17 protein-coding genes are annotated in these 16,975 nt (G+C 71.8%); 11 read left to right on the forward strand and 6 right to left on the reverse strand.

All coding sequences use genetic code 11. From position 1 onward, the window contains the following. Positions 1-8 precede the first annotated feature (8 nt). The 3 genes from efeB (at position 9) to HDA41_RS11530 (ending at position 3,418) form a co-directional block, all read left to right on the forward strand. Positions 9-1,256 carry an iron uptake transporter deferrochelatase/peroxidase subunit gene (efeB, locus tag HDA41_RS11520; RefSeq protein ID WP_184983157.1) on the forward strand — a complete coding sequence of 416 codons (1,248 nt, stop codon included), beginning with the start codon at positions 9-11 and terminating at the stop codon, positions 1,254-1,256. Between the two features lie 5 nt (positions 1,257-1,261). Beyond that, positions 1,262-2,095, forward strand: a complete 834-nt coding sequence (efeU, locus tag HDA41_RS11525; RefSeq protein ID WP_184983158.1) for an iron uptake transporter permease EfeU — start codon at positions 1,262-1,264, stop codon at positions 2,093-2,095. Positions 2,096-2,416: 321 nt separating this feature from the next. Beyond that, entirely contained in the window at positions 2,417-3,418 is a 1,002-nt protein-coding gene (locus HDA41_RS11530) for an SCO2278 family lipoprotein (RefSeq protein WP_184983160.1), read from the forward strand. Positions 3,419-3,435: 17 nt separating this feature from the next. Here HDA41_RS11530 and HDA41_RS11535 read toward each other — a convergent pair whose 3' ends face one another. Further along, positions 3,436-4,173 (reverse strand): bifunctional DNA primase/polymerase, encoded by a 738-nt coding sequence (locus HDA41_RS11535; protein ID WP_184983162.1) that lies wholly within the window; start codon positions 4,171-4,173, stop codon positions 3,436-3,438. A 210-nt stretch (positions 4,174-4,383) separates the two neighbouring features. On the opposite strand from HDA41_RS11535, the gene HDA41_RS11540 reads away from it, so the two are divergent. After that, entirely contained in the window at positions 4,384-5,280 is an 897-nt protein-coding gene (locus HDA41_RS11540) for a glycerophosphodiester phosphodiesterase (protein ID WP_184983165.1), read from the forward strand. On the opposite strand, the gene HDA41_RS11545 is transcribed toward HDA41_RS11540, so the two are convergent. Then, complete coding sequence (locus HDA41_RS11545; RefSeq protein ID WP_184983167.1) at positions 5,259-5,894, reverse strand: TetR/AcrR family transcriptional regulator; 636 nt, start codon at positions 5,892-5,894, stop codon at positions 5,259-5,261. The two genes, HDA41_RS11540 and HDA41_RS11545, sit on opposite strands and share 22 nt — an antisense overlap. Positions 5,895-6,002: 108 nt before the next feature. Here HDA41_RS11545 and HDA41_RS11550 point away from each other — a divergent pair, with 108 nt between their 5' ends. Both HDA41_RS11550 and HDA41_RS11555 read left to right on the forward strand, forming a co-directional pair. Next, the gene (locus tag HDA41_RS11550; protein ID WP_184983169.1) at positions 6,003-6,212 is read left to right on the forward strand and encodes a DUF6243 family protein; all 210 of its coding nucleotides are present in this window, start codon (positions 6,003-6,005) and stop codon (positions 6,210-6,212) included. 116 nt (positions 6,213-6,328) lie between these two features. Then, the gene (locus HDA41_RS11555) at positions 6,329-7,720 is read left to right on the forward strand and encodes a S28 family serine protease (protein ID WP_184983171.1); all 1,392 of its coding nucleotides are present in this window, start codon (positions 6,329-6,331) and stop codon (positions 7,718-7,720) included. Here the strand turns inward: HDA41_RS11555 and HDA41_RS11560 are convergent. Together HDA41_RS11560 and HDA41_RS11565 are read right to left on the reverse strand one after the other, a co-directional pair. Continuing rightward, positions 7,666-8,652, reverse strand: a complete 987-nt coding sequence (locus HDA41_RS11560) for a small ribosomal subunit Rsm22 family protein (protein WP_184983173.1) — start codon at positions 8,650-8,652, stop codon at positions 7,666-7,668. The two genes, HDA41_RS11555 and HDA41_RS11560, sit on opposite strands and share 55 nt — an antisense overlap. Positions 8,653-8,690: 38 nt before the next feature. Continuing rightward, the gene (locus HDA41_RS11565) at positions 8,691-9,821 is read right to left on the reverse strand and encodes a serine hydrolase domain-containing protein (protein WP_184993315.1); all 1,131 of its coding nucleotides are present in this window, start codon (positions 9,819-9,821) and stop codon (positions 8,691-8,693) included. 305 nt (positions 9,822-10,126) lie between these two features. Here HDA41_RS11565 and HDA41_RS11570 point away from each other — a divergent pair, with 305 nt between their 5' ends. Next, entirely contained in the window at positions 10,127-11,755 is a 1,629-nt protein-coding gene (locus tag HDA41_RS11570) for a transposase (RefSeq protein WP_184983175.1), read from the forward strand. On the opposite strand, the gene HDA41_RS11575 is transcribed toward HDA41_RS11570, so the two are convergent. After that, positions 11,735-13,018 (reverse strand): multidrug effflux MFS transporter, encoded by a 1,284-nt coding sequence (locus HDA41_RS11575; RefSeq protein WP_184983177.1) that lies wholly within the window; start codon positions 13,016-13,018, stop codon positions 11,735-11,737. The genes HDA41_RS11570 and HDA41_RS11575 overlap by 21 nt on opposite strands. A gap of 85 nt (positions 13,019-13,103) precedes the next feature. On the opposite strand from HDA41_RS11575, the gene HDA41_RS11580 reads away from it, so the two are divergent. Together HDA41_RS11580 and HDA41_RS11585 are read left to right on the forward strand one after the other, a co-directional pair. Beyond that, positions 13,104-14,138, forward strand: a complete 1,035-nt coding sequence (locus HDA41_RS11580) for a Gfo/Idh/MocA family protein (protein WP_184983179.1) — start codon at positions 13,104-13,106, stop codon at positions 14,136-14,138. A 240-nt stretch (positions 14,139-14,378) separates the two neighbouring features. After that, entirely contained in the window at positions 14,379-15,137 is a 759-nt protein-coding gene (locus HDA41_RS11585) for an SDR family oxidoreductase (RefSeq protein WP_184983181.1), read from the forward strand. Positions 15,138-15,409: 272 nt separating this feature from the next. Here HDA41_RS11585 and HDA41_RS11590 read toward each other — a convergent pair whose 3' ends face one another. Next, on the reverse strand, positions 15,410-15,736 hold the full coding sequence (locus HDA41_RS11590; RefSeq protein ID WP_184983183.1) for a nuclear transport factor 2 family protein: 327 nt from the start codon (positions 15,734-15,736) through the stop codon (positions 15,410-15,412). A 148-nt stretch (positions 15,737-15,884) separates the two neighbouring features. Between HDA41_RS11590 and HDA41_RS11595 the strand changes: the two genes are divergently transcribed. Next, complete coding sequence (locus HDA41_RS11595; RefSeq protein ID WP_184983185.1) at positions 15,885-16,442, forward strand: DoxX family protein; 558 nt, start codon at positions 15,885-15,887, stop codon at positions 16,440-16,442. 81 nt (positions 16,443-16,523) lie between these two features. Further along, entirely contained in the window at positions 16,524-16,892 is a 369-nt protein-coding gene (locus HDA41_RS11600; RefSeq protein WP_184983187.1) for a MazG-like family protein, read from the forward strand. The last annotated feature ends 83 nt before the right edge of the window (positions 16,893-16,975 follow it).

The raw sequence follows: 16,975 nt of genomic DNA on the forward strand, positions 1-16,975 counted from the left end.
CCGCGCCCATGACGGACAACACCGACAACCCCACACCATCCCCCTCCCGGCGCTCCCTGCTCGGCTGGGGCGGCGCGGGCCTGGCCCTCGGCGCCGCCGCGGCGGGCGGAGCGGTGGCGATGGCCCGCACGGACGACGACCCCGCGCCGGACGCCGGAACCGCGATCGCCTTCCACGGCGCGCACCAGGCCGGCATCGCCACCCCCGTCCAGGACCGGCTGCACTTCGCCGCGTTCGACGTGACGACCGACGACCGGGCGGAGTTCGTCCAGTTGCTGAAGGACTGGACGCAGGCCGCCCGCCGCATGACGGCCGGGCAGCCGGTGGGCGAGGGCGGCTACGGCGGCCTCCCGGAGGCACCCCCCGACGACACCGGCGAGGCCCTGGACCTGAAGCCCTCCCGCCTGACCCTCACGATCGGCTTCGGCCCGGGTCTGTTCGGGAAGTTCGGCCTGGCGGAGCAGCGACCGGCCGCCCTGGTGGACCTGCCGAAGTTCGCGGGCGACAACCTGGACAAGAACCGCAGCGGAGGCGACCTGTGCGTCCAGGCCTGCGCGGACGACCCCCAGGTCGCCGTGCACGCCGTCCGCAACCTGGCCCGCATCGGCTTCGGCAAGGTCGTCATCCGCTGGTCGCAGCTCGGCTTCGGCAAGACGTCGTCGACGACGCCCGAGGCGCAGACGCCGCGCAACCTGATGGGCTTCAAGGACGGCACCCGCAACATCGCGGCAACGGAGACGGGCCGGCTGGAGAAGTTCGTGTGGGTGGGCGAACAGGACGACCCGTCCTGGATGACGAACGGCTCCTACCTCGTCGCCCGACGCATCCGGATGCACATCGAGACGTGGGACCGCACCTCGCTCCAGGAGCAGGAGGACATCTTCGGCCGCGACAAGGGCGAGGGTGCCCCGGTCGGCAAGGCGAAGGAGCGCGACGAGCCGTTCCTGAAGGCCATGAAGCCCGACGCGCACGTCCGGCTCGCGCACCCCGACACCAACCACGGCGCGACGATCCTGCGCCGCGGCTATTCCTTCACCGACGGCACGGACGGACTGGGCCGGCTGGACGCGGGCCTGTTCTTCCTGGCCTACCAGCGGGACGTCCGCGAGGGCTTCATCCCGATCCAGCGCAACCTGGCCACGGACGCGCTCAACGAGTACATCCAGCACGTGGGTTCGGCGCTCTTCGCGATCCCGCCAGGCGTTCGCGACAAGGACGACTGGTGGGGCCGGACGCTGTTCTCCGGGGAGGCGTAGACCCGATGTTCTCCAACTACCTGATCGGTCTGCGCGAGGGCCTGGAGGCGAGCCTCGTCGTCTGCATCCTCATCGCCTACCTGGTCAAGACGGACCGCAGGGACGCGCTGCGGCCGATCTGGACCGGCATCGGCGTCGCCGTCGCCCTCGCGCTCGGCTTCGGCTGCGCCCTCGAATTCGGCTCCCAGGAACTGACGTTCCAGGCGCAGGAGGCGCTCGGCGGGTCCCTGTCGATCCTCGCGGTCGGTCTGGTGACGTGGATGGTGTTCTGGATGCGGCGCACCGCCCGGCACCTGAAGTCGGAACTGCACGGCAGGCTGGACGCGGCCCTCGCCATGGGCACGGGCGCGCTGGTCGCCACCGCGTTCCTGGCCGTGGGCCGGGAGGGCCTGGAGACGGCCCTGTTCGTCTGGGCCTCGGTCCACGCGGCGAGCGACGGCACGCCGCGGCCCCTTCTCGGTGTCGCGCTGGGCCTGTTGACGGCGATCCTCCTGGGTTGGCTGTTCTACCGGGGCGCCCTGCGCATCGATCTCGCCCGGTTCTTCACGTGGACCGGCGGCATGCTGGTCGTCGTCGCGGCGGGCGTCCTGGCGTACGGCTTCCACGACCTCCAGGAGGCGGGCTTCCTGCCCGGCCTCAACGACAAGGCCTTCGACATCTCCGGCACGATTCCTCCGGACAGTTGGTACGGCACGTTGCTCAAGGGCGTGTTCAACTTCCAGCCGGACCCGACGGTGCTCCAGGTCACGGTGTGGCTGCTGTACTTGATCCCGACGCTCGCGCTCTTCCTGGCACCGGTAGGGTTTGCCTCCAGGAAGGCGGTGCAGGCTGCCGACTGAGCTTTCGGTGTTCGTCAGCCGTCGTCTGTCGCAGTTGGTAGAGTCACTGGTGCCGGTCGGCGAAAGCCAAGCCGCCCGGCTGCTCCGCCCCCTGCGGCGGCAGGCAAAACGCGTTGCCCTTCGGGGCTTGGTCGCCGGGAGTGGCTCGGAGACCGAAAACGTACGTGGAGCCGGTGTAAGACCTGGCCTTGTCCGGGCTGTCGGCAGTGAAGCGTGCACCGTAGTCCCGCTTCAAGAGGAGCGGGAACGGACCTTCCGGGCAGAAATGGTCGGAATGCCAGGAGTCCTGAGACTCTCGGTAACGGAAGGTGAAGGAACCTGATGATCAGGCTTCGCGGCCCCCTAAGGCCGGGCAGGCTTGAGCGGAACGCGCTGATGGCGGCTTCGGTGGCCGCCATCTCGCTGACGGCGAGCGGATGCGTCGTGGTGCACGGCGAACGGGAAATCCTCCCGTCCACCACCCGCGCCGAGGCCGCCGAGGCTCTCCAGGAGTTCACGACCGCGTACAACGAGGCCGACAAGGCCTACGACGCCTCCCTGGACGCCGACCACACCACCGGCGCCCTGGCCGACATCGACTCGGCACGCCTGAAGGCCGGGAAGGCGAACAGCCCGGACGGCAACCCGAACCACACGCCCCTGAAGCTGACGGACGCGAAGTACACGATCCCCAAGAAGGCCGGCTGGCCCCGCTGGTTCCTCGTCGACGCGGCCGGCAACAAGGGCGGCACGGCCCGCTGGCTGCTCGTGTTCACCCGCAGCAGCCTGGACGACCCCTTCCAGGTCGCGTATCTCACCCTCGTCGCACCGGGCAAGGTCCCGGAGTTCAAGAAGGACGCGGACGGCTGGGCCGAGTCCGTCCCGGTGAACTCGACCGGCCTGGCCGCCGCCCCCGGCGACCTGAGCCAGGACTACACGGCCTACCTCAAGAACGGCTCAGAAACCTTCGCGGACGGCTCCCACACCAGCCAGTGGCGCGCCCTGCGCAAGAAGAACGCCAAGAAGCCGGGCCTGGTCACCCAGTACATCGACGAACCGCTGACGAACGGCGACTACCAGCCCCTCGCCCTGCGCACCGCGGACGGCGGCGCACTGGTGTTCTTCACCACACGGCACTTCGAGAAGCAGACGGCTTACGCGGGCACGTCGTTCCCCGTCCCCAACAAGGATGTTCTCGCTCTGACGACCGGCGAGATCAAGCAGTCCCTCTTGATGGAGTTCGTCTCCAACGAGGTGGCGCTGGATCCGCCGCAGGGCAGCGGCAACCAGCGGGTGACGATCCTCGGCCGGATCCAGGGAATGACGTCGGCGGAAGGCTCGTAAGGGCGGAGCGGACCGGCTCAGTGCCGTCGCACCGGCCAGGCCGACCCGGCCTGGTCGGATTCCTCACCGGCGTACCGGGCGCCGGCCTCGGTCAGGGTCTCCAGCAGGGTCAGCGGATCCGGCAGCGGATGCTCGGGCCCGCGCACCCAGTGCACCGTCTGGTCCTCGCCGGGCAGCCGCGCCGGCGGTACGAGGACGTAGGAGCCACGGCAGTGCCACCGCAGCCCGGGGTGCTCGTCCATCGTCTCGGGGTGGCAGTCCAGTTCGCACGGCCACCACTCGTCCTCGTCCTCGGGCGTCCCGCGGGTGAGGGTGAAGAACAGCATGCGGCCGTCGTCGCTCTCGGCGACGGGACCGACCTCGACACCGTCGGCGAGCAGCCGCTCCAACGCACTGCGACCGGCATCCAGGGGCACGTCGAGGACGTCGTGCACCATGCCGGTCGCGGTGATGAAGTTGGCCTGCGGCTGATGGCGGGCCCAGCGCTCGATCTGGGCGCGGTCGGTGGTCGACTGCGTCTGCCAGGCGAAGGACACCGGATGCCGGGCCGGGGTGGGACAGCCGACGCGGTCGCAGGAGCAGCGGTAGCCGGCCGGGTGCGCGGCGGGCGCGAGCGGCAGTCCGGCGCCGGCGGCGGCGAGCAGCAGGTCCTCACGGCCGCCGTCACCGGCGGTCTCCTTCGGCCGGCGCCCGGCGCGCAGCCACTGGGTGAGTTTGCCCTGCAGGCCGGTCCTGCCGCCGTACTCCGCGCTCATCTATCCCCTCGCCTCGCTGTCGTGCGGAACAGCATGCCTTATGGTCCCATCTTCCCGCGCCCCGGGGGGCCAGTGCCCACATCCGGGGCAGGAGGGCCGAGACATGTACCGGTGGGGCGAGGCATATGCCCGTGGGGCGAGGCGTACTCCACACCGTGATCGGGTGTCATTGCCTGCTTTGCCATGACATGGCGCCCTACCGTGGTCGCCATGGTCACAAGGATCGCGCTGACGGGCCTCGCCTCCGCGGTTTCGGTGGTCTCGCTGACCCTCACGGGACCGGCCGGTGCCGCCTCGACTCTGCCGACGGGCGTCCGTCCGCCGGAGGGACGCACCCGTCCACTGGAGTGGGGCACCGGCCCTCTGACCGCGGCGGCGCTCCCCCGGATCACGTACGTCGCCCACCGCGGCGGTGCCCGCGAGGTCCCCGAGAACAGCATGACGGGGCTGATGGCCGCCTACGAGCGCGGTACGGCGCAGGTGCTGGACTTCGACACGCGGCTGCTGCGCGACGGCACGCCCGTGGTGTTCCACGACGAGACGCTGAACCGCACCACCTACCTGGGCGGCGCGGTGCGCGGCCTCGACGCCCGGGAGTGGCAGGGCGTCCGGCTGCGCCCGAAGGACGCGCTGCCCGGCAGCTGGCGGTCGGAACGGCCGCCGACGGTCGCGGAGGTGCTGGATCGTTTCGGCGGGCGGATCGTGCTGATGCTGGAGGCGAAGGACCCGCGGAGCCTCGACCGGCTGGCCGGGCTGATCCGGGCCCGTGGCCTGACCCGCTCGGTGTTCGTGAACTCCAACGACCCGGAGGTGGCCCGGCGCGCCCATCGCCTGGGCCTGCTCGCCCAGTTGTGGCGCTCGGCGCGGCAACTGCGCACGGACCGCCCGGAGCGCTGGCGGTCGTACGTGGACCTGCTGGACGTGGACCACCGGGCGCGTGACGCGGACCTCGTGCGGGCGGTGAACTCGGGGATCCGGCGGGTGTGGGCGCACACCGTGGTGACGGACGCGCAGCGGGACCGGGTGCTGGCGCTGGGCTGCGACGGGGTGATCACGGACGCGCCGGGGCGTCTCGCGCGGGCCGCTCAGCGGGGCGCGAGACCGTGAAGGGCGTAGTCGACGAGGGTGTCGGTGTACTCGTAGGAGATCGGGCCGGTGTGCTGGAGCCAGCGCTGGGCGAGCGGGGAGATGAAGAACTCCAGGGCGATGCGCGGGTCGATCTCGGGCCGCACCTGGCCGGCGTCCTGCGCGGCGCGCAGCCGGCCGATGTAGAGGTCGAGTGAGGGCTGCATCAGCTTGGCCACGAGCTCGCGACCGAGGTGCTCGTTCACCACGCCCTCGGCGGCCAGCGCACGGGACGGCGCCTCGAACCTCGGGTCGCGCAACTGGTCGACGGTGGCGCGCAGGACGGCCTTGACGTCGGCGGCGAGGTCGCCGCTGTCGGGGAAGGCGTACGGCACCGGTCCCGCTTCCCGCAGGGACTGCTCGCCCAGGTCGAGGAACGCCTCCATCAGCACGTCCGCCTTCGACGACCACCAGCGGTAGATCGTCTGCTTCCCGACACCGGCGCGGGCGGCGATGCCCTCGATGGTGGTCTTCGGGTAACCGACCTCCACGACGAGCGCGAGGGCGGCTTCGTAGATGGCGCGGCGGGACTTCTCGCTGCGCCGGGTGGAGTCGGGGGCGGGCTTGGCGGGCTGAGCGGACTTCCGTGCGGGCATGGGTCGAATTTATCAGGTTGACAAGACGGAGCGTCTCGCCGGACAGTGGAGCGGTACGCACGAGACGAACCGTCTCGTTGCAGGCGGGGCGTGGGAAAGGAGTCCGACATGGCCCGAGGCGGAGCCGGAAACCTGCTGGGTGTCGGCGGATCGCGCCAGAAGCTCGGCCGCGATGCTCTGCGCGGCGGCGGCCGGGGCGGCCGGATCGGCGGCGGCCTCGATCCGCAGGCCCAGAAGCGCGAGTTGCTGCGCAAGCTCCAGGAGAAACGGCAGCAGCAGGAACGACAGGAGGGCCGTACGACCGACAAGTCGTCGTGAGCCTCCCCCGCCCGGGGGAGGCGGTCCCCTCGCGCGCGGGATCCTCACGGGACGTCCGGCGGGTGTACTGAAGCGGCCGAGAAACCGCGACCGACGGACACCCGGGAGGACTCACCATGCGCGTGTGGACGAGACGACGACTGCTCACTTCGGCGGCGACGGCCGTCTCGGCGGCGGGTCTCGCCGCGACGACGGCCCTGCCCGCCCGGGCGGCGGCCGGAGCGGCCCGTCCCGGCACCGGCGACATCGCGGACGCGCTGCGGGCACTGCCCGGTCTGCGACTGATCGAGGAGCGGCAGGACGCCGAAGCGGGGTACCGGCACTTCGTCCTGGGCCTGCGCCAGCCGGTCGACCACACGAACCCCGCGGCCGGCACCTTCGAGCAGCGCCTCATCCTGCTGCACACCGCCGCCGACCGTCCCATGGTCCTCACCACCACGGGCTACCACGCGGTCCTCTCGCCCTGGCGGAGCGAACCGACGATCCTGCTCGGCGCCAACCAACTCCAGGTGGAGCACCGCTACTTCGGCACATCCCGCCCGGCGGGGACCGGCTACGCCCACCTCACGATCCGCCAGGCCGCCGACGACCACCACCGCGTCGTCCGCCTCTTCCGCCGGCTCTACCACGGCGCGTGGATCTCCACCGGCAGCAGCAAGGGCGGCTTGGCGACGGTCTACCACCGCCGCTTCCACCCCCAGGACGTCGACGGCACGGTGGTCTACTCGGCTCCGAACAACGTCGACGACCGCGACGACTCCGCCTACCTGCGCTTCCTGGCGACGGTCGGCACCCCCGCGGGCCGCGAGGCCGTCAAGTCCGCACAGCGGCGGCTGCTGCTCGACCGGGCCGGGATGGTCGCCCGTTACGAGGCCTGGGCGGCCGCCCACAACGACACCTTCCGCATCATCGGCAGCGCCGACCAGGCCTTCGAGATCGCCGTGCTGCGCGTACTGTTCATGTTCTGGCAGCGGGGCAGCGCGGCCGACGTCGCCAGGATCCCCGGCCTGGAGGCCACGGCCGACGAGCTGTACACCTGGCTCTACGACACGGCGGGACTGCCTCTCTACGCCGACACGGCGGCGCGGCGCTACGTCCCGTACTGGTACCAGATCGGCACGCAGCTGGGGTACGGCGACGTCCCCACCGACCATCTGGCGGACCTGATACGCCACTCCGGCGGCATCGAGGCGCGCAACTTCGTCCCCCGGGACATCCCCATGGCCTTCGACGCGGCGGCCATGCCGGATATCGACCGCTGGGTCCGCCGGCGCGGCAGCCGCATGCTGGTCGTCAACGGCACCCAGGACCCTTCCGTGGCCGAGTACTTCGACCCCGGCGGCCACGACTCCCGGGTCCTCTGGGTCCCGGGAGGCAACCACAACATCGAGATCGCGAACCTGTCCCCCGCCGACCGGGCGTCGGCGGAGGAGGCGTTGTTCCGCTGGGCCGGTCAGGGCGCCGGCGGCCAGGCGTCTCCCCAGTCCGCGTCCCGGGCCGCCTTGTAAAGATCGCCGTGGCGCTTGGTGACGGTGGTGCGGTGCAGGGACGGTTCGGTCTCGCACAGGTCGAGGAGGACCTGGCCCTTGCGGATCTGCGGGCGCCGGACGACCCGGGAGGATGCCGGGGTGACCGGGAAGCGGGCGGCGGCGACGTAGCTGAACTTCTCGTCCTCGTAGGGGAGGGAGCCGCCCTTGACCTGGCGGTGCAGGGAGGAACGGCTGACCCGGGCGGAGAAGTGGCACCAGTCCGTGCCCGGGGCGATGGGGCAGGCGGCGCTGTGCGGGCAGGGGGCGGCGACGTGGAAGCCGGTGCCGACCAGCCGGTCGCGGGCCTCGATGACGCGGGCGTAGCCGTCGGGGGTGCCGGGCTCGACGATCACCACGGCCTGGGCCGCGGCCGCGGCGGCGTCGACGAGGGCGGTGCGGTCGGGGGCGGTCAGCTCGTTGAGGACGTAGGAGACGGTGACGAGATCAGTGCTCTCCAGGGTGAGCGCCGCTCCGATCCGAGAGCGCTGCCACCGTACGTCCCGCAGGGCCGGGTCGGCCTCGGCGATCTCCCGGCCGAGCGCGAGCGCGGGCTCGGCCCAGTCGAGCACGGTGACGGGCCGCTTTCCGCCCCAGGTCGCGCTCACCGCCCAGGCCGCGGCACCCGTACCGCCGCCGACGTCCACATGGTCGCCGGGCACCCACCCGGGCACGGCCTCCGCGAACGCCTCCAGCGCGGAGTGGACCGCCTCGAAGGTCGCGGGCATGCGGTAGGCGGCGTAGGCGGCGACGTCGGCCCGGTCGCGGAGGATGGGAGCGTCGGTCGGGGTGGCCCCGCGATAGCTGGCGATCAGCCGCTCGACCGCCTGCGCGGCCTGCCGGGGCGGCAGTCCGTCGAGCAGACCGGCGAGGGCGGCGCGGAGGGTTTCGGCCGGGGGTGCGGGGGCGTTCACCCGGCGATTCTACGAGGGCGTGGACCACCCCGCCGCCCTCACATCCCCCGCAGCGCCCGCGCCACCCGCGACCCCGCCGCCGCCCTCGGCGCGCTGTCCGGCCGACGACGACGGGGATGGACCGCGTTGGTGAGGAGGATGAGGAACGCGTCCGTCGCCGGGTCGAGGACGAGGGACGTGCCCGTGAAGCCCGTGTGGCCCGCCGCTCCGCGCCCCGCCAGGTCACCCATGAACCAGGGCTGGTCGAGGGAGAAGCCCAGGCCGGGTGGGGTGAAGAGGAGGTCGACGAAGTCGGGGCCGAGGATGCGGGCCGGGCCGTAGGAGCCGCCGGCGAGGAGGGCGCGGCAGAACACCGCGAGGTCCCGGCCGGTGGAGAACAGACCCGCGTGGCCCGCCACACCGCCCAGCGCCCAGGCGTTCTCGTCGTGCACCTCACCCCGCAGCATCCCCCGGTCCGCCTTGGCCCACGGCCGCCGCTGGTCCTCCGTCGCCGCCGCCCCGGGACACGGCCCGAACTCCGTCGCCGTCATGCCCAGCGGCCGGGTGATGCCGTCGCGGAAGAGGGCGTCGAGCGTACGGCCGGTGATGCGTTCCAGGACGTGCTGCAGGAGCAGCATGTTCAGGTCGGAGTAGCGGTACGTGCCCGGTTCCCCGACCGGCGCTTCCCTCCGCAGCGCCGCCAGCCGCTCGGCGTCGTCGGCGCAGTCGTGGAGCGGGAGTTCGGGCCGCAGCCCGGAGGTGTGGGTGAGCAGCTGCCGTACGGTGATGCCGTGCCGGGCGGCCGCCGTGAAGTCGGGCAGGTACGCGCCCACCCGCGCGTCGATGCCCAGGGTGCCGCGCTCGATCTGCTGCACGGCGGCCACCGAGGTGAACAGCTTGGTCAGGGACGCCAGGTCGAAGGGCGTGCCGACGGTCATCGGGACCCGCTCCTCGGCAGGCAGTTCCACGCCGGCGTCGGTGTCCTCGTCGTAGGCCGAGTACCGCACGGCCCAGCCTGCCGCCTCCTCCACGGCGATCACCGGGCCGCGTCCGACGACCACGACCGCGCCCGGCGCCCAGGGGCGCTGCCCGGTGGTGAGGACGTGGACCTCCCGGACCAGGTGACGCAGTTCCCCGGGGTCGAGTCCGGCCCGTTCCGGCGTGCCGTCGCGCAGTCTTGGTGCGCTCAGCTGTCTGCTCCCTCCGCGTTCACGCGCCTGCTGTCCGTCTTCCCGTCCGACTTCCCGTCCGTGTTTCCGTCCGTGTTTCCGTTCGTGTTTCCGTTCGTGTTTCCGTCCGACTTCCAGGGTTGTGAGCTGTTGCTGGTTGAGTGCGTATGAGTGTGTTCTGGCGTGTGTGGGTGAGTGTCCGGGCTGCGGCGTGCGCTGTTTCCGGGGAGGGAACGGGAGTTCCTGGATCGAATGCGTGACCTTTGCGCGGGTGTGGTCGTTGGGTGGGTGACAGGCACGCCCGGGGGGCGGGGAAGGGGGTCGGGGTGAGTGTGCCACGTGAGCTTTCGGCGCCGTTCGTCGTCCTTGGCCCGTCCGGGGTGGCGATCCGTACCCGGCTCAAGGGCCTGACCGCTGGGGACGAGGAGGTGCTGCGGCTGGTCGGCGCGCATCTGGGATCGTTGGCTTCCCGTGACTTGAAGCGGCGCTGCGCCGAGGGGCTGGAGCACTCCACGGACATGTGGGCGCAGCGCAAACGCGCCCTGACCGAGGAGTCCTCCTCGCGGTGGGCGGGCAGCATCACCAAAGCGACGCATGACCAGTGGGCACTGTCGCGGCGTGCGCAGCTCGCCCACATCCAGGCTCTGGAAGCCGGGGTGCGCACGATCGCGCACCGGTTGTCGCTGCCGGTGGGCGAGAAGGGCACCAAACGGGCGCCGGGCGGCTACCGGAGTCGGCAGGAGTGGTTCGCCAAGACACGTCGCCTGCCCGTGCTGGAGGACCGGCTCGCCGCCGAGCGCGCCGACCGCGCAGCCGGGCGGGTGCGCGTGGCACGAGGCGGGAAGCGACTGGCCCGCAACCGTCACCACCTCGACCAAGCACAGCTCACCGAGGCCGCATGGCGGCAGCACTGGGAAGCGTCGCGCTGGTTCCTCCAGGCCGACGGCGAGAGCGGGAAGCGGTTCGGGAACGAGACGATCCGCCTCACGCCGGACGGTGAGGTCAGCATCAAGCTCCCCGCGCCGCTGGCATATCTGGCGAACGCCCGGCACGGCCGGTACGTCCTCACCGGCACCGTCGCCTTCCACCACCGGGGCGAGGAATGGGCGGACCGTGTGGCGGCGAACCGGGCCGTGGCCTACCGCATCCACCTCGATACCGACCGGAACCGCTGGTACCTGACCGCCTCGTGGACGATCCCGCCGGTCAAGACCGTTCCACTGGCTCAGGCCCGCGCCGGCGGGATGATCGGTGTCGACACCAACGCCGATCACCTCGCGGCATGGCGCCTGGATGCGCACGGCAACCCGGTCGGCGCCCCGCGCCGGTTCTTCTTCGACCTCGACGGACCGGCCGGCTACCGCGACGCCCAGGTACGGCACGCACTGGCGCGCCTGCTGCACTTCGCCAAACGTCACGGCCTGAGCATCGCGATCGAGGATCTGGACTTCGCCGCGGAGAAGACCCGGGAGAAGCACGGCAGACACAAACAGTTCCGCAAGCTGATCTCCGGCATGCCGGTATCCAGGCTGCGCTCCCGGCTGGTGTCGATGGCAGCCGAACTCGGCATCACGATCGTGGCCGTCGACCCGGCCTACACCTCCAAGTGGGGTGCCCAGCACTGGCAGAAGCCCCTTACCGGCGACAAACGCGCCACCACCCGGCATGATGCCGCTGCGGTGGCGATCGGAAGGCGCGCCCTGGGGCACCCGATCCGGCGACGGACGGCACCGCCCCGCACCCACCAGAGCGATGGGTGCGGGCATCGGACCGCCCAGGCCGGACCGGGCGCCCGGGGGCGTGAGGAAACCCGCCCCCGCATTCCCGGACCACGGACACGATCCGTGCGCGCCGGATGCGGAGCGAACGCGGGGGACCAGGATGCCCAACACCGTTCGGGGCGTCCGGCTGAGCACGGGTTCTGGCAACAGCACTCACTCCCGCTCAGTCTTTAGGAACGGTCGGCACATTCCCACGAAGCAGGCCAGTGCCACCAGTGCGGCGGCCAGTTGGACGACGGCCATCGGGACGGCCGTGTCCTCCCCGGCGACCCCGACGAGCGGGGACGCGATCGCGCCGACGAGGAACGACGACGTGCCGAGCAGGGCGGACGCCGAGCCGGCGGCGTGCTTGGTGCGCATCAGGGCGAGTGCCTGGGTGTTGGGCAGGGTGATGCCCATCGCGGACATCAGCACGAACAGCGCGACGGCGACGGGCGCGAGAGGGACCTCGCCGAACACACCCAGGGACATCAGCAGCAGCGCGGTCGCGGCGGTGATGACGACGGCGAGGCCGATGCCCAGCACCCGGTCCAGGCTGACCCGGCCGACGAGGACCTTGCCGTTGATCTGGCCGACGAGGACGAGCCCGACCGAGTTGACGCCGAACAGCAGGCTGAACGTCTGCGGGGAGGCGCCGTAGATCTCCTGGATGACGAACGGGGACGCCGAGATGTAGGCGAACAGGGCGGCGAAGGCGAAGCCGCCGGTGAGGGTGTAGCCGGCGAAGGAGCGGTCGGCGAGCAGGCCGCGCATCGCGCGCAGGGCCTCGCCGACGCCGCCGCTGTGGCGCTGAGCGGGCGGCAGGGTCTCGGGCAGCCTCGTCCAGACCAGGGCCCCGATGAGGATGCCGATGACCGTGAGGACGACGAACACGCCCCGCCAGTCCGTCACGCGCAGGACCTGCCCGCCGATGAGCGGCGCCACGACCGGGGCGACCCCGGAGATCAGCATGAGGGTGGAGAAGAAGCGGGCCATGGCCATGCCGTCGTACAGGTCGCGGACGACGGCCCGGGCGATGACGATCGCGGCCGCGCCCGCGAGGCCCTGGGCCAGCCGGAAGGCGACGAGGAGTTCGACGGTGGGCGCGAGCGCGCACAGGACGGTGGCGACGATGAAGACGCCGAGTCCGGCGAGAAGGGGGCGACGGCGTCCCCAGCGATCGCTCATCGGTCCGACCACGAGCTGGCCGAGCGCCATGCCGGCCAGGCAGGTGGTGAGGGTGAGCTGGACGGTCGCCGCGGGGGCGTGCAGGGCGCGGGTGACCTCCGGCAGGGCCGGGAGGTACATGTCCATCGCCAGCGGCGGTACGGCGGTCAGGCTGCCGAGGAGGAAGGTGACCAGGAGCCCGGTGCGGCGGTGCTGTGTGAGGTCGGGCCGCTCCGTTCCGGCTGCGGCCCCCTGCGCGGTGTTCGATATGGATGCCCCACCCTCGGGCATGAGTCCCTCCCTTTTCGAGTCGATCGCCACCTATGCTCTCAGCTCGTACGGACTGCTCGGGTGACGAGGTGAAGGCGGGGCGGGAATGACGGCGGACACGGTGCGGTGGGGCGTCCTGGCGACCGGAGGGATCGCGGCGGCGTTCACCGCGGATCTGATCGACCTGCCGGACGCGGAGGTCGTGGCGGTGGCGTCCCGGTCGGAGGCGTCGGCGAAGACGTTCGCGGAACGGTTCGGGATCCCCCGGGCCTACGGCGACTGGAACGCGCTCGCGCAGGACGAGGACATCGATGTCGTCTACGTCGCCACGCCGCACACGGCCCACCGGACCGCCGCCGGTCTGTGTCTGGCGGCCGGGCGGAACGTGCTGTGCGAGAAGCCGTTCACGCTGAACGTGCGCGAGGCGGCGGAACTCGTCGCGCTGGCGCGGGAGCACGGGCGCTTCCTGATGGAGGCGATGTGGATGTACTGCAATCCGCTGGTGCGGCGGCTGAAGACGCTGGTCGACGACGGCGCGATCGGCGAAGTGCGCACAGTCCAGGCGGACTTCGGGCTGGCCGGGCCGTTCCCGCCCTCGCACCGGCTGCGGAACCCGGAGCTGGGCGGGGGCGCGCTGCTCGATCTGGGCGTGTATCCGGTGTCGTTCGCGCAGCTGCTGCTCGGGGAGCCGTCGGACATCGCGGCGAGAGCGATGCTCTCCGAGGAGGGCGTCGATCTCCAGACGGGAGCGCTGCTCTCCTGGGAGAGCGGCGCTCTCGCCTCGGTGCACTGCTCCATCGTCGGCGGTACGGCGACCTCCGCCTCGGTCACCGGCTCGCAGGGCCGTATCGACATCCCGCACGGCTTCTTCTTCCCGGACCGCTTCGTGCTGCACCGGGACGGCCGTGACCCCGAGGAGTTCACGGCCGACCCGGCGGACGGGCCCCGCAACAGCCTCCGTCACGAGGCGGCGGAGGTGATGCGCGCGCTGCGCGCCGGTGAGACCGAGTCCCCGCTCGTCCCGCTCGACGGCACACTCGCCGTGATGCGGACGCTCGACGCGATCCGGGACCGCGTCGGTGTCCGCTACCCGGGCGAGACCCCGGACGAGGACCTCACGGCCGAGCTCACACCGGCTTGAGCATCGCCGGAGGCGACGCCCAGCGTGAACGGGTTCTCGGTGATCCGCGCGGCGCCGGGTTCGGCGGCGACCGCGACCCCCGGGGACGGCAGGCTGGTCGCGAAGGCCAGCGCGGCGGCGGCGCCGCCGGTGGTGGTCAGGAAGCGGCGACGGCCGATGTGCCGGGGGCCGCGCGGAGTTCGGCTCGCGTGACGGACGGATGAGTTCCGCGTGGCGGGCCCTCCCCTACGCTGCTGGCCCATGAATGCCAAGGGAAATGCGATCGCGGTGGTGACCGGGGCGGGATCCGGTATCGGGCGCGCGGTGGCCGTGGAACTGCTCCGCGCCGGCTGGTCGGTGGCGCTGGCGGGGCGGCGCGTCGAGACGCTGGAGGAGACGGCGGCCCTGGCGCCGGAGGGCGCGGCTCTCGCCGTACGGACGGACGTCTCACGGCCCGAGGACGTGACCGCCCTGTTCGCCGCCACCGTTGAGCGCTTCGGCCGGGTCGACCTGCTGTTCAACAACGCGGGCACGTTCGGGCCCGGCGGCGTGCCGGTCGAGGAGCTGCCCTACGACGCGTGGCGGCACGTGGTGGACACCAACCTCAACGGGGCGTTCCTGTGCGCGCAGGCGGCGTACCGGCAGATGAAGGAGCAGGATCCGCAGGGTGGGCGGATCATCAACAACGGCTCGATCTCCGCGCACACGCCGCGTCCGCACTCGGTGGCCTACACCGCGACCAAGCACGCGCTGACCGGCCTGACCAAGTCGCTCTCGCTGGACGGGCGGCCGTACGGCATCGCCGTCGGGCAGATCGACATCGGCAACGCGGCGACGGACATGACGGCCGGTATGCAGACGGGAGCGCTTCAGGCGAACGGTGAGGTCGCCCCGGAACCGGTGATGGACGTCGCCGACGTGGCCCGCACGGTGCGGCACATGGCGGAGCTGCCGCTGGAGGCGAACGTGCAGTTCGCGACCGTACTGGCCACGACGATGCCGTACGTCGGGCGCGGCTGACCCCGAGGACGCGCACTCGTCAACTCGTCAACCTGCACAACCGGAGTATGAACGTCCGCACTATTGCGGCCGGTCGGGCGCTTATGCTCAAATCTCCTACACGAAAGCTTCACAGTTGGAGCAGAGAAATTCCATCTGCGAGCTTCCACCGGCCGCATGTCCAGGGGGGTGCGGCAGTCGTTCCACGGCACCGGGTGGGGGTGGGCCCCGCGTGGGACCGCGGGGTGCGCTCCGGTGCGCGTGGAACGACTGCCGCTGTAAGGCCTGCCGGGTCAGGCCTGCCCGGTCTCGAAGCGGGAGATCCGGCCGTCGTCGTCCACGGTGAAGCTCCACCGGGTGCGCATTTCGCCCCAGGTGTCGTTGTTGTAGCGGGCGATGAGGGTGCGGCCGCCGTTGGACTCGTTGTCGACCTCCAGGTGGCCGTGGGAGGAGAAGATCTCCCGGTCGACCCAGTCGGCGAGGTCGCGGTCGGAGCCGTCGTCCGCCATGGTCGCGCCCGGCGCGAGGAGTGCCATGAAGGCCTCACGGTCGTGGTTGTTCACGGCGGCCACGAAGGCGCGGACGGCCGGATCGCTGAGACGCGTGGTCTGAATCGTCATGCCAGTCAGCCTCGTACCGGCCGCCGCACCACGCCACCCGTGCCACCCGAACGGCGTCCCGGGCGGGTCCGGGGGGTGTCAGGGGTGCGACGGTGGAAACGCGACGGGGAGTGTTCCTCTGTTCCTGCTGTCTGCTCCGGGAGACGACGTGAGGCGTTACGACCGACGTGATCTGGGCCTGCTGCTGCTTCGGCTGGGGACGGGCGGTGTGCTGGCCGCGCACGGCACGCAGAAGCTGTTCGGTTGGTTCGGCGGGCACGGCATCGAGGGGACCGGCCAGTTCATGGAGTCCGTCGGCTACGCCCCCGGCAGGACGAGTGCGACTGCGGCGGGCCTCGCGGAGACCGGCGGCGGCGCGCTGCTGGCCCTGGGCCTCGCCACACCGGCGGCCGGTGCCGCGGCGGCCGGTGCGATGGCGGGCGCGGCGGCGGTGCACACGCCGAACGGCTTCTTCAACCAGAGCGGCGGCTACGAGTACGCGGCGTCGCTGGGCCTCACGGCCGCCGGACTCGCCGTCACCGGTCCGGGGCGGATCTCCCTGGACCACGCGCTCGGGCACGCCGTGAACCGGAGCTGGATGATTCCGGCGGCGTTCGCGGTGACGGCGGCGGGGACGGCGCTGGTCGTGGGGGCGCGCGCCCGGCGGCTGCGGAAGGCGAAGGAGGGCGAGCAGGACGCGCTGTTCGAAGAGGAGTACATGGAGTAGCGCGGAACCAGGAGGGGCGGGAGCAGCGCGGAGCCCGGAGGGGCAGGGGCGCTGTCGTACCCGCGTGGCAGGCTGCCCCCCATGAGCGACCAGACGCCGCCCGCGCCCGAGCTGTGGGCCACCATCGACACCCTCGGGGAGTGGCTCGACTCCCACCGCCCGATCGAGGGCCGCGAGGGCATGCTGCTGCGCATCCTGAAACTGTCCGAGGAGGTCGGGGAGGTCGCCGAGGCGGTGATCGGCGCGACCGGCCAGAACCCGCGCAAGGGCGTGACGCACACCTGGGACGACGTGCAGTCGGAGCTGTGCGATGTCGCCGTCACGGCACTGGTGGCGCTGCGGACCCTGACGCCGCAGGCGCGGGAGGTCTTCGCCCGGCATCTGGAGCGGGTGACACGACGGTCCACGGCGCGACCGGCACCGGCGGACGTGCCGCGTCCGTCGCTCTGATCGCCGGAAATCGCACAACAGCACGTTCACGTTTCCCCGACCGGGTTACGCTGCGGTGAAAAGCGCCGAGCGGCCGACCCTGG

The sequence above is a fragment of the Streptomyces caelestis genome (genome assembly GCF_014205255.1).
GTDB classification, from domain to species: Bacteria; Actinomycetota; Actinomycetes; order Streptomycetales; family Streptomycetaceae; genus Streptomyces; species Streptomyces caelestis.